The sequence below is a fragment of the Sphingobium sp. TomTYG46 genome (genome assembly GCF_055396345.1).
Map to the genome: position 1 here is coordinate 25,137 of NZ_AP027325.1, position 12,841 is coordinate 37,977.

Annotated in this window: 10 protein-coding genes; 6 read left to right on the forward strand and 4 right to left on the reverse strand. The window is 63.4% G+C overall.

Features of this window, described 5'->3' with window-relative positions:
* Positions 1-52 precede the first annotated feature (52 nt).
* Positions 53-2,155, forward strand: coding sequence for a malate synthase G (locus ACZ5YV_RS13520; RefSeq protein WP_464789618.1), 2,103 nt, complete (start codon positions 53-55; stop codon positions 2,153-2,155).
* Positions 2,156-2,312: 157 nt separating this feature from the next.
* On the opposite strand, the gene ACZ5YV_RS13525 is transcribed toward ACZ5YV_RS13520, so the two are convergent.
* Positions 2,313-2,774, reverse strand: coding sequence for a low molecular weight protein-tyrosine-phosphatase (locus ACZ5YV_RS13525; RefSeq protein ID WP_464789619.1), 462 nt, complete (start codon positions 2,772-2,774; stop codon positions 2,313-2,315).
* Positions 2,771-4,225 (reverse strand): helicase HerA domain-containing protein, encoded by a 1,455-nt coding sequence (locus tag ACZ5YV_RS13530; protein WP_464789620.1) that lies wholly within the window; start codon positions 4,223-4,225, stop codon positions 2,771-2,773. Before ACZ5YV_RS13530 ends, ACZ5YV_RS13525 begins: the two co-directional genes overlap by 4 nt.
* Before the next feature lie 221 nt (positions 4,226-4,446).
* Here ACZ5YV_RS13530 and ppc point away from each other — a divergent pair, with 221 nt between their 5' ends.
* The 3 genes from ppc (at position 4,447) to ACZ5YV_RS13545 (ending at position 8,632) form a co-directional block, all read left to right on the forward strand.
* Positions 4,447-7,143, forward strand: a complete 2,697-nt coding sequence (ppc, locus tag ACZ5YV_RS13535) for a phosphoenolpyruvate carboxylase (protein WP_464789621.1) — start codon at positions 4,447-4,449, stop codon at positions 7,141-7,143.
* 248 nt (positions 7,144-7,391) lie between these two features.
* A complete protein-coding gene (locus ACZ5YV_RS13540; RefSeq protein WP_464789622.1) occupies positions 7,392-7,976 on the forward strand; it encodes a hypothetical protein in 585 nt (194 codons plus the stop codon).
* A complete protein-coding gene (locus ACZ5YV_RS13545; RefSeq protein ID WP_464789623.1) occupies positions 7,976-8,632 on the forward strand; it encodes a hypothetical protein in 657 nt (218 codons plus the stop codon). The genes ACZ5YV_RS13540 and ACZ5YV_RS13545 overlap by 1 nt, the downstream gene beginning before the upstream one ends.
* Positions 8,633-8,675: 43 nt before the next feature.
* Here ACZ5YV_RS13545 and ACZ5YV_RS13550 read toward each other — a convergent pair whose 3' ends face one another.
* Positions 8,676-9,128 carry a peptidylprolyl isomerase gene (locus ACZ5YV_RS13550; RefSeq protein ID WP_449469813.1) on the reverse strand — a complete coding sequence of 151 codons (453 nt, stop codon included), beginning with the start codon at positions 9,126-9,128 and terminating at the stop codon, positions 8,676-8,678.
* A gap of 157 nt (positions 9,129-9,285) precedes the next feature.
* Here ACZ5YV_RS13550 and mgtE point away from each other — a divergent pair, with 157 nt between their 5' ends.
* Together mgtE and ACZ5YV_RS13560 are read left to right on the forward strand one after the other, a co-directional pair.
* A complete protein-coding gene (gene mgtE / locus ACZ5YV_RS13555; RefSeq protein ID WP_464789624.1) occupies positions 9,286-10,719 on the forward strand; it encodes a magnesium transporter in 1,434 nt (477 codons plus the stop codon).
* A gap of 40 nt (positions 10,720-10,759) precedes the next feature.
* Entirely contained in the window at positions 10,760-11,158 is a 399-nt protein-coding gene (locus ACZ5YV_RS13560; protein WP_464789625.1) for a DUF1489 family protein, read from the forward strand.
* A gap of 165 nt (positions 11,159-11,323) precedes the next feature.
* On the opposite strand, the gene rpoN is transcribed toward ACZ5YV_RS13560, so the two are convergent.
* Positions 11,324-12,832: an RNA polymerase factor sigma-54 gene (gene rpoN / locus ACZ5YV_RS13565; RefSeq protein ID WP_464789626.1), complete on the reverse strand. Its 1,509-nt coding sequence runs from the start codon at positions 12,830-12,832 to the stop codon at positions 11,324-11,326.
* Positions 12,833-12,841 lie beyond the last annotated feature (9 nt).

A 12,841-nucleotide genomic window follows, 5' to 3' on the forward strand; every position in this document is an offset into this window, starting at 1 on the left:
TGGAGAGGGGTCTATAGGCTTTCGTCACAGTATTTTGGATGGAGAGTTGCCCATGGACGGCATGATCGAGAAATCGGGTCTTATGGTCGCCGCCGAGCTGGCGCGCTTTATCGATGGAGAAGTCCTGCCAGGGACGGGGATCGCAGCGGAAGCATTTTGGCAGGGCGTGGCTGCGATTTTCGAGCGGTTCGCGCCGCTTAATGCGGCTCTGCTGGAAAAGCGCGACGCGATTCAGGCGCAGATCGACAGCTGGCATGGCGAGCAAGCGGGGCGGCCGTTTGATGCGGAGGCTTATCGGGCTTTCCTGACCCAGATTGGCTATCTGGTGCCGGAGCCTGCGCCTTTTTCCATCGGGTCGGGCCGGGTGGATGCAGAGCTTGCGACCTTGGCGGGGCCACAGCTGGTGGTGCCGATCCTCAACGCGCGGTTCCTGTTGAACGCGGCCAATGCGCGTTGGGGCAGCCTTTACGATGCGCTGTATGGGACCGATGCGATCCCCGGCGCGGCGGCGGGCAAAGGCTATGATCCAGCGCGCGGCGCACAGGTGATTGGGTGGGCCAAGGCATTCCTGGATCGGGCGGTTCCTCTGGCGGAAGGAAGTTGGGCGGATTGGGCGGGTGGCACGCCGGTCTTGCGCGACCCCGCGCAACTTGCCGGGCGGGCAGGGGATAACATCCTGCTTCGCAACAATGGGCTGCATATTGAGCTGGTGATCGACGCAAGCCATCCGATCGGGCGGGATGACCCGGCGCATCTGGCCGATGTCGTTCTGGAATCGGCCCTGTCCACCATTTGCGATCTGGAGGATTCGGTCGCGGCGGTCGATGCGGCGGACAAGGTCGCAGCCTATGCCAACTGGCTCGGCCTGATGAAGGGCGATCTGGAGGACAGCTTCGAGAAGAATGGCGCGATGATGACGCGGCGGTTGAATGGCGACCGGGCCTATGTCGCGCCTGATGGAAGCGCGTTCACGCTGCCGGGACGGTCTTTACTGTTCGTGCGCAATGTCGGGCATTTGATGACGACGCCTGCGGTGCGGCTGCCCAATGGGAACGAGGCGCCCGAAGGGATATTGGATGGGATCGTTACCAGCCTGATTGCTTTGCATGACGTTCGGCGCGGCGGGCGGTTCGTCAACAGCCGGGCGGGCAGCATCTATATCGTGAAGCCCAAGATGCATGGGCCGGAGGAGGCCGCCTTTACCAATGACCTGTTCGACGCGATCGAGGATCTGCTGGGGCTGGAGCGGCATCAGTTGAAAGTCGGCGTGATGGACGAGGAGCGGCGGACTTCGGCCAACCTCGCCGCCTGTATCCATGCGGTGCGGGACCGGATCGTGTTCATCAACACGGGCTTCCTCGATCGTACGGGTGACGAGATTCATACGTCGATGCGGGCGGGGCCGATGATCCGCAAGGGCGAGATGAAGGGTGCGGCCTGGATCAAGGCCTATGAGGATCGCAATGTGCAGATCGGGCTTGCCTGTGGGCTTTCGGGCAAGGCGCAGATCGGGAAGGGCATGTGGGCGGCTCCGGACAGGATGGCGGACATGCTGGAGCAGAAGATTGGGCACCCGATGACGGGGGCGAATACGGCTTGGGTGCCTTCGCCGACGGCTGCGACCTTGCACGCTACGCATTATCATGAGGTTGATGTTTTTGCGCGGCAGGAGGAGCGGAAGGCTGAAGCAGTGGCGGGGTTGGACACGCTGCTGACGATCCCGCTAGCGGCCGGGGCGAACTGGTCGGCGCAAGATGTTCGCGACGAGCTGGATAATAATGCGCAGGGGATATTGGGCTATGTCGTGCGCTGGGTGGATCAGGGCGTCGGCTGCTCCAAGGTGCCGGATATTCATGACGTGGGGCTGATGGAGGACCGGGCGACGTTGCGGATTTCTTCGCAGCATATCGCCAATTGGCTGCTGCATGGGGTGTGTTCGGCTGACGAGGTTGACGCGGCGCTGCGGCGGATGGCGGCCAAGGTCGATGCGCAGAATGCGGACGATCCGCTTTACCAGCCGATGAGCGGGCGGGAGGAGGAGAGCATCGCCTTCCAGGCTGCGCGGGCGCTGGTGTTTGAGGGGGTGGCGCAGCCTAACGGTTATACCGAGCCGTTGCTGCATGCCTATCGGGCGCGGGTGAAGATGCCTGCTTGAATGGTCGTTCGGGCTTGGGTTTTCGCGCCGAGACGCGGAGAGGGTGCGTGTAAGGTGAGTGGGAGCATCTTGCTGGCTTCGCGTGGGAAGCGAGGTTTTTGAGGGATGCGCTGCGCGGGCTGGTTTGTCTCCACGGCGCCTCGTCTCCGCGTGAAAATTAGCCCTGGAGGTGTTTGATCAGGGCGCGGGCTGCTCTCGTGACGTCATCCCATGTCTCATCGAAGCCTTCGTCCTCGCCGAAATAGGGGTCGGTGACGCTGGTGCCTTCGCGGCCGGGGATCAGGTCCATGAGGAGACGGAGGTCGGCAGTGCCATTTGACGGGCGGATGCTGCGGAGGTTTTTGAGGTTTTCCGCGTCGAGGGCGAAGATATGGTCGAAGCGGTGGAAATCCTGCGGTGTGACCTGACGGCCGCGATAGGTGGATATGTCTATGCCGTTGCGCAGCGCGACGGCCTGGGCGCGGCTGTCGGGCGGGCAATCGACATGCCAGTCGCCGGTGCTTGCGGAGTCCACTTCGATGGGCAGGCCAGCGCGTTCAGCTTCGGCGCGCAGGGCGGCTTCGGCCAAGGGCGAGCGGCAGATATTGCCGAGGCAGACGAAGAGGATGGAGGTGCTCATCCTTCGGCTGCCGCCGTCGAGAGGCCGAGTTGCGGCACGCCGATCGAGCGGCGGCCGCCGAAATCGGTGCGGGCGACGATGACGCCGATCTTTTCCATATAGTCGATCAGGCGGCGGACGCGGCCCGGTGAGCTGGTGCCGTATGCGCGGGCGAGGGCGGCGTCATCCGGGCAGGGGAGGCCCTGCATCGCGGCGCGGGCGATGAGGAGGAAGGGGGCGAGCATGTCTTCGGGCAGGGGCTGGGCGGCCTTCATCGCGTCTTCCCAGCGGGGGTCAGCGGCGTCGAGCATGCCCGCCTGCGCCATGGCGAAACGCTTGCGGAAGGCGGAGAGGTCTAACGGGGGCGTGCGCAAGCCCTTCATACGGCAGCGGACGCCGAAATCCTGATAGAGGGTGGAGACGCTGGGTTGCGCATCGCCCAGGTCTGCGACGATTTCTTCAAGCACGGCGATGACCACCGGCTCATTTTGGCCGAAGTCGAGTTCGGGCGCGGTGGGCTTGGCGAGCGGCGCGGTGGCGAGCGCGCGCATCAGTTCCTCGGCAGGAAGCGGCGGCGGATCGGCGCGGGGCGGGGGAGGGGGTAGAGCGTCTTCTTCGCCTGCACCGGCGAACAGCAGTTCCTGAAAATTTTCGGTCGCGGCGACCGGCGGCGGCATCAGCTTGTGGGTGCCGCCGCGCGTGCTGGTTTTTACCGTGCCGATCTTCACCGCGACGGGTCGGCGGCAGATGGCGGGGCCAAGCGCGAGGAAACGGCCGCGTTCGAGATCGCGTATCTGTTCGGCCTGGCGGCGCTCCATGCCGAGCAGGTCGGCGGCTCGCGCCATGTCGATGTCGAGGAAGGTGCGGCCCATGAGGAAGTTGGAGGCTTCGGCCGCGACATTCTTGGCGAGCTTGGCAAGGCGCTGGGTAGCGATGACGCCCGCGAGGCCGCGCTTTCGGCCCCGGCACATGAGGTTGGTCATGGCGGCCAGCGACAGGCGGCGGGCTTCGTCGGAGACGTCTCCGGCAGCGACGGGCGCGAACATCTGGGCTTCATCCACGACGACGAGGGCGGGATACCAATGGTCGCGGGGGGCGTCGAACAGGGTCGAGAGGAAGGTGGCGGCGCATTTCATCTGCGCTTCCAGTTCCAGGCTTTCGAGGCTGAGGATCACCGAAGCGCGATGTTCGCGGATGCGCGCGGCCATCTTCACGATTTCGCGCTCATTATAGTCGCCTGCGTCGATGACCACATGGCCATATTTGTCGGCCAGTGTGACGAAGTCGCCTTCGGGGTCGATGACGACCTGTTGGACGAGGGGCGCGCTTTCTTCCAGCAGGCGGCGGAGGAGGTGCGATTTGCCGGAACCCGAATTGCCCTGAACGAGCAAGCGGGTGGCGAGCAATTCCTCGACGTCGATCGGAACGGGGTTGCCGTTGCCGTCGGTTCCTATGCTGATGGTGGCGGTCACGGACTTCCTTTGGCCCATGCGGTGGGATTCGCGCAAGGGTGGTGTGGCGAAGGGCACGCGCGAGCTTCGACAAGTTCAGCCCGAACGGGGGGAGGAGGTGTGGTGTGCTCCTGCGGAGGCAGGAGCCTTAGTCTGGCCTCTGAGCTGGGCTCCTGCCTTCGCAGGAGCACGGCGCATCAGGAGGCTTGACCGGGCGATTGTTGCGGCGCAGCATCGATCTCATGGCGACTCTTTCATCCCCTGTTCCTCCGGTCACGCAAAATCCGGACATTCGTTATCTTGGCCGACTGCTTGGCGATGTGATCCGGGCTTATGGCGGCGAGAGGCTCTATAGGCAGACGGAATATATCCGGTCGGCTTCCGTGGACCGGGCGCGGGGCATTCATGGCGCCGATGTGGTGGATACCGGGCTGGAGGCGCTGAGCTTGGACGACACATTGTCGTTCGTGCGCGGATTCATGTTGTTTTCGATGCTCGCCAATCTGGCCGAGGACCGGCAGGGGGTCGCGGCTGATCCGGACGCCGACGTGAAGTCGGCGATCGAGCGGCTCGAATCGCATGGGATTGGTCGCGATGCCGTAATGGCGCTGCTCGACCATGCGCTGATCGTGCCGGTGCTAACCGCTCACCCGACCGAGGTGCGGCGCAAGAGTATGATCGATCATAAGAACCGTATCGCCGACCTGATGCTTCTGAAGGATGCCGGGCGTGAAGAAACGGAGGATGGCGAAAATCTGGACGAGGCGATCGCGCGGCAGATCGCTCTGCTGTGGCAGACGCGACCTTTGCGGCGGCAGAAGCTGTTCGTGCAGGATGAGATAGACAATGTCCTGACCTATTTCCGCGACGTGTTCCTGCCGGTGCTGCCTGCGCTTTATGCGCGGTGGGAGCGGGTGCTGGGGGGCCGGCCGCCCAGCTTCCTGCGGGTAGGAAACTGGATCGGCGGGGACCGGGACGGCAATCCGTTCGTGCAGGCGCCGCAGTTGCGATCGGCGCTGGGGCGCGGGTGCGAGGCGGCGCTGGCCTATTATCTGGACGCGGTGCATGCGTTGGGCGCGGAACTGTCGTTATCGACGGAACTGGCGCAGGTGCCGCAGGCGGTGCTGGATCTGGCGGAAGCGAGCGGGGACAGCTCGCCGAGCCGGGGGGATGAGCCCTATCGCCGTGCGCTATCCGGTATTTATGCGCGGCTGGCGGCGACCTATCGGGCGTTGGTGGGGAAGGAACCGCCGCGTCCTTCGCGCTTGGTCGGGGAGGCCTATGCGCTGCCGGGCGATTTGCGGCGTGATCTGGTTACGGTGGCGCAGGGGCTGGCGAGTGAGGGCGATGGCGCTTTGGCGACCGGCGGGGCGCTGGGGCGGTTGATCCGGGCGGTGGAGACGTTTGGTTTTCACTTGGCTACGCTGGACATGCGGCAGAATAGCGATGTGCATCAACGCGTCGTTGCCGAGTTGCTGAAGGTCGCGGGCGTGGCGGAGGATTATGCCGCGCTGGATGAGGAGGCGCGGGTTGCCCTGCTGCGCGGCGAACTGGCGAGCAACCGGCCGTTGGGGTCGCGCTTTTCGGAATATTCGGAGGAGACGGCTTCCGAACTGGCGATCGTGCAGGCGGCGGCGGATGCGCACAAGACTTACGGGCCTGGCTGCATCAGCCATTATATCATTTCCAAGGCGGAGAGCGTTTCGGACCTGTTGGAGGTCAACCTGCTGCTGAAGGAAGCGGGGCTGTGGCGCGCGGGCAAGGATAGCGGCCCGGCGCAGGCGGCGATCATGGCGGTGCCGCTGTTCGAGACGATCGCCGACCTTGAGGCGGCTCCGGACATCATGGCGGCCTATTTTGGCCTGCCGGAGATTGCGGGTGTCGTGCGTGGGCGCGGTCATCAGGAAGTGATGATCGGCTATTCCGACAGCAACAAGGATGGCGGCTATATCACCTCCACCTGGTCGCTGTATCAGGCGAGCAAGGCGCTGGCCCCGGTGTTCGAGGATGCGGGGACGGGGATGCAGTTGTTCCATGGCCGGGGCGGTGCCGTAGGGCGTGGCGGGGGATCATCCTTCGCGGCGATACAGGCGCAGCCGCGTGGCACGGTGCAGGGGCGCATCCGGATCACGGAACAGGGCGAGGTGATCGCGGCGAAGTTCGGCACGCGTGATGTGGCGATGACCAATTTGGAGGCGATGACGAGCGCGACTTTGCTCGCCAGTCTGGAGCCGGAGGGGATTTCCGATCGGGATGCGGCGCGCTTTGCGGGGGCGATGGATGAGCTTTCGAAGACGGCTTTCGCGGCCTATCGCGAGCTGGTTTATGGAACGGGGGGGTTCAAGGAGTTTTTCCGGCAGCTGACGCCGATCCAGGAGATTTCGGGCCTGAAGATCGGATCGCGCCCTGCGAGCCGGACCAAGAGCACGCGGATCGAGGATTTGCGGGCGATACCCTGGGTGTTCAGCTGGGCGCAGGCGCGGGTGATGCTGCCGGGCTGGTATGGCATGGGGCAGGCGTTCGAGGCTTTCAAGGACAAGGCGTTGTTGGCGGACATGGCGCAAAGCTGGTCCTTCCTGCAATCAGCGCTCGCCAATCTGGAGATGGTGCTGGCGAAGTCGGATTTGGGGATTGCCGCGCATTATCTGCCGCTGGTCGAGGATCAGGCGGCGGGCGGGGCGATTTTCGAGCGTATTCGTGAGGGGTGGCAGCTGACGCATGACGGGCTGCTGGCGGCGTCGGGCCAGGCGCGGTTGCTGGAGAAGAATCCGAAGCTGGATGAATCAATCCGGCTGCGGCTGCCCTATATCGAGCCGCTGAACCTGTTGCAGGTGGAGTTGATGAAGCGCCATCGCGGCGGAGAGAATGATGCGCGCATCAAGGAAGGGATCGAGCTGTCGATCAACGCGATCGCCACGGCGTTGCGCAACAGTGGATGAGTGGGGGAATTCGGGACGGCTGCAGTCCATGCCGCCCCGAACCCCTGACCTCCCCATAAAGGGAGGCGCGAGCCGATAAGAACGGGCGCCTTGACGTGCGCCCGCTGTCCGAAATGCTAATCTATCCAATGAGATGAAGGTCGGATGAACATAATGCCGACACGCGACGAGCAGAGTCTGGCTTTCATTCACAACCAATTCAACCTGCGGGCGTTATCCTGTCTGTATTGGAGAAAAGGAGAAAGGCAATGACGTGGTCCGGACAGAAGTTTCTGGCTGCGATTAGCCTTGCCGGTGCGGTGGCACTGGGCGGCTGCGCCTATGATGACGGCTATTATGGCGGCGTGAGCGTGGGATCAGGCTATTACGGCGGTGGTTACTACGACGATTATTATGGCCCCGGCTACTACGGTTCGGGCTATTACGGTCCCGGCTATGGCTGGTACGGAGATTATTATTATCCCGGCAGTGGCTATTATGTGTTTGACCGGGGCGGACGCCGCCATCGCTGGAACGATGATCAGCGCCGGTATTGGGAAGGCCGTCGCAATGAACGAGGCGATCATTGGCGCGGCAGTTTGGCGCGACCGGAAGATGGCCAGCTCTATCGCGATGGACGCCCCGTGAGAGATGGGCGCTGGCGCGGGCGGGACCGTAATGATGCCACGACTGCTCCCCCGCCAGTTCAGAGCCAGCCGCGCGCGGGTAGTCCGCGCGGGAGTTGGGGCGGTGGACGGTCCGGGTCGGGATCAGGCTCAGGTTCGGGTTCGGGTTCCAACTCCGGTAATGGCAGTTCTGATGGGAATCACTGGCGCGGGACGTTGCGTCGCTGATGCGGGCTGGGTGGGGCGCTGTAACGCTTATCGCATGCCTCTCGCTCGCCGCCTGTGACGGGCGGGAGGAAAGTGCGATCGACAATCTCGCCAATGGCGCCAACGCGACGCAGGTGGAAAACAGCTTCCGCGCCGAGGCGCAGGCGGCGTTGGAACCGTTGAGGCCGCCGGAACCGGGCACGCCGGGTGGCCTTCCGCCGGACGCCGCGCCGATCGAGGAAGGATCGATCGATCCCAAGGGGCCGCAGGGCGCCGCGCAGGTAGTGCAGGGCTATTATGGTCTGTTGGAAGAACGCCGCTTCGACGACGCGCAAGACCTTTGGAATCAGAAGGGCGCGGTTGGTGCGGAGGATGACGAGGTCTTTGCTCGGCGCTTCCGTAATTTCAGCGAAATCCATGCGCATGTCGGGGCGCCCAGTGAGATGGAGGGCGCGGCGGGGTCGCTTTATGTGACGGTGCCGGTGCAGGTTTACGGGCGGCTCGCGGCCAATGGAAAGCCCTGGTACATGCTGCGGCAGGTGACGCTGCGCCGGGTAAACGAAGTGCCGGGGTCGAGCGAGGCTGACCGGCGGTGGCATATCGAGACGATCGGAGCTTATGTTGCGCCGGTTGAGGGTGAGGCTGAGGTCGGGAACAACGCCTCAGCGGCACGCTGATATTGGAGCGAGCGGAGATGGCTCCGCTCGCCCTTGCGCCTTATCAGGAAACGGCGGCCTTCAGAATCTTGCCCGGGGTGCGGGGCGGTTCGCCCTTGGGGAGGGCGTCTACATGTTCCATGCCGGAGGTGACTTCGCCCCAGACGGTGTACTGGCCGTCGAGGAAGGTAGCGTCGTCGAAGCAGATGAAGAACTGGCTGTTCGCGCTGTTCGGGTTCGACGAGCGGGCCATGGAGCAGACGCCGCGGACATGCGGTTCGCGGCTGAATTCCGCCTTGATGTCAGGAAGCTTCGACCCGCCCATGCCGGTGCCGGTCGGATCACCGCCCTGCGCCATGAAGCCGGGGATGACGCGGTGGAAGACGACGCCGTCGTAAAAGCCTTCCTTCGCCAGTTGAGAGATGCGTTCGACATGACCGGGCGCCAGGTCGGGACGCAGCTTGATGACGACGTCGCCGCCGCTGTCGAGGGTAAGGGTGAGCGTTTCGTCTGCCATGGAAATCTCCTCTTGAGGGGGAGTGGGGAAATGTTGGTCCATATAGAGCGTTAGGACCGGGATGGAAGCGCCTCAATCAATCTTTGGGGCATTGCTTTTAATTCATTCATGAGCAAAAGCAGCCAAATGTTACAGGAACCGGACAGTAGGGGACGCGATGAGCGAGCGAGCCGATATGGCCGAACCCCGGCCGGACGAACTGCCTGTTGACGACAAGATCGTTGAACAGCCGGAATCCCGTCATGACGAGGATGATCGGCTAAAGCCTGAATTTGTCTCCGCCGTGCTGGATGCGGTGGAGGATGAGGACCGTGATCGGGCGCGCGAACTGGTTTCGCCGCTGCATCCCGCCGACATTGCCGACCTTCTGGAGCTGACTCCGTCCGACCGGCGCGGGGAAGTGGCGGCGGCGCTGGGCGATCTGGTCGGCGCGGAGGTGCTGTCCGAGCTTAACGACTATGTCCGCGACGACCTGCTCGATGCGCTGGAGCCCAAGCAGGTTGCCGAATTCGCCGCCGAGCTGGACACCGACGACGCGGTCGCGATCATTGAGGATATGGAGGAGGCCGACCAGCAGGCCGTCCTTGATGCGATGGAGCCGGAAGATCGGGCGGCCATCGAAAACGCGCTGTCCTATCCGGAAGAATCCGCCGGTCGTTTGATGCAGCGCGACCTGGTCGCGGTGCCCGAGCATATGACGGTCGGGCAAGTGATCGACTATTTGCGCGACAATCGCGACCTCACTACGGATTTCTGGGAAATATTCGTGGTGGACGAGGCGCATAAGCCTATCGGCACCTGCCAGTTGAGCTGGATACTTACCTGCCCGCGTTCCATCGCGATGGCCGACGTCATGAAGCGCGAGCAGACGCTGATCCCGGTCGATATGGATCAGGAGGAAGTGGCGCTGCGCTTCCAGAAATATGCGTTGATTTCCGCCGCCGTGGTGGACGCGAGCGGGCGGCTGGTCGGCATGATCACGGTCGATGACATCGTCCACATCATTTCCGAAGAAGCGGGCGAGGATATCCTGCGCCTGTCCGGTGCGGGCGAAGGCGACATCAACCAGCCAATCCTGGAGACGGTGCGGACGCGCCTTTCCTGGCTGGTGGTAAATTTGGGCACGGCGGTGCTGGCCGCTTCGGTGGTCGGGCTGTTTCAGACCACCATTTCGAAATATGTGGTGCTGGCGGTGCTGATGCCGATCGTGTCCGGCATGGGTGGCAATGCGGGGACGCAGACCATGGCAGTGGCCGTGCGCGCGCTGGCGACCAATCAGCTGACCAGTTCGAACACGATCCGGCAGATCGCGCGTGAATTCCGCATTGCGAGCGCCAACGGTACGGCGCTGGGGATATTGATCGGCGTCGCGGTGGGGCTGATCTACGGCAATCATGACCTTGGCCTTGTCATTGCCATGGCGATGCTGATCAACAATCTGGTCGCGGGGTTGGCGGGCATATTGGTGCCGGTGACGCTCGATCGGTTCGATATCGATCCAGCGGTGTCTTCGGCGGTGTTCGTCACGACGATGACCGATGTGATGGGCTTCTTTTCCTTCCTTGGGCTGGCGACGATCTGGGGTTTGTGACGGGGCTTGACCGTTCGCGTTCAGCGCCCATCTTCTGCTGATGCCGCTCCATCTCACCAAGATCGCTTTTGGCAGTGAAAGCCCTGCGACGCTGCGTGCCTGGCTGGAAAGTCATGGCGAAGAGGCGCGATTGACCACGCGCTATTTGCCCAAGCGGGTGGCGGAGATGGAGGGTGGGTCGCTTTACTGGATACATCAGCACAGGCTGGTGGGGCGTAGTCCGTTGATCGGATTTCAGGAAACGGGGCAGGGACGTTTCTGGATCAGGCTGGAGCCCCGGTTGATCGCGGTGCGGGGTGCGGCGAAGCGGGCGCATCAGGGGTGGCGCTATCTGGAGGAGAAGGATGCGCCGCCGGATCTCGGGTCGGGCGAAGTGGATGATCTGGACGCTATGCCGCCCGCGATGCTGGGGGAGTTGGCGCGGTTGGGGTTGGTTTGAGGGCTTGGGGCGGAGATCTCCCCAAACGTCATGCTGAACTTGGTTCAGCATCCATTTCTCCCCAGGTGCCGCAGTTTTGTGGGGCAAGATGGATCCTGAAACGAGTTCAGGATGAAGCTGGGGTGGTGACATTTTTGAGCGAACGGAGGTTGAGAGCGAGGCGGGTCAGGCGGCTTTGCCCTGAAGCGCCTTCTGTCGCCGTCTTTGCACTGACGAGCCGATGCCTAGCGCCTCCCGATATTTCGCTACGGTGCGGCGCGCGAGGTCCATGCCTTTGGCGCGGAGCAGATCGACCAGAGTGTCGTCTGACAGGATCGCGTCGGGCGCTTCGGCAGCGATCAGGGCCTTGATGTGGCTTTTCACCGCTTCGGCTGAAACCGCGCCGTCGCCACTGGCCGCCGCGATGCCGCTGGTGAAGAAATATTTGAGTTCATAGACGCCGCGCGGGCAGGACAGATATTTGTTCGATGTCACGCGGCTGACGGTCGATTCATGCATGCCGATGGCTTCGGCCACCATCTTGAGCGTCAGGGGCTTTAAGTGCGCGACGCCCTTGCGGAAGAAATCTTCCTGGGAGCGGACGATTTCAGTCGCGACCTTGATGATCGTCTTTTGCCGTTGGTCGAGCGCCTTCACCAGCCAGTTGGCGCTGGCGAGACAGTCGGCGAGCCACGCCTTTGACGCGCGGTTTTGCGGGCCGGACGCGAGTTCCACATAATAGCTGCGGTTGATGAGCAGGCGGGGGAGGGTCGCGCTGTTGATTTCGATCGACCAGCCGACGCGCGCCGGATTGACGAACAGGTCGGGCGTCACCGGCGCGGCGCGATCGGTGGAATAGCGCAGGCCGGGCTTTGGGTCATAGCCGCGCAATTCGCGGATCATGTCGGCCATATCCTCTTCATCCACGCCGCAGATGCGACGCAGTTGGGGGATGGCGCCACGGGCGAGCAGGTCGAGATTAGTGAGCAGCTTCGCCATGCAGGGGTCGTATCGATCCGCCTCCTTGGCCTGAAGCGTCAGGCATTCGGCCAGCGATCGCGCGCCGACACCCGTGGGATCGAAGCTGTGGATGACGTCCAGAACTTGTTCCGCCTGCGCAAGTGGGACGCCGAGGGCGTGGGCGGTTTCGAGAAGATTGGCCTCCAGATAACCTGCCTCGTCAATCTGGCCGATCAACTGCGTGGCGATGAGCAGGTCCATGCCATCGAGCGCGCTGCGCGCCTGATCCATCAGATGTTCCTGAAGGCCGATTTCCGGATTGGCGAAGCTGTCGAAGTCGATCGCTTCGCCGCCGCCCTGACGCATGTCGGAACCACCAGACCCGATGGCGCTGACGGCGCGGTCGGACGGGCCATCGTCTATGAAGGTTTCCGCGCCATAATCGACGTCGAGCGGTGCGTCGGATTCGGCGCGGCCTTGACCGATCAGGGCGTCGATCGCGCCCGTTTCGGGGGCTAGGGCAGGAAGGTCGATCTGCGCGTCTATGCCATCGGCGGCGGGCGCGTTGTCTATGGGGGCGCCCGTCTCCAGCAACGGGTTTTTTTCAAGCTCGGCGGCGACGAAGGCGTCGATTTCGAGATTGGAAAGGGCCAGCAGTTTGATCGCCTGCTGAAGCTGCGGCGTCATTACCAGCGACTGGCTTTGCCGCAGGTCGAGACGAGGCCCGAGCGCCATCAGCCGGAG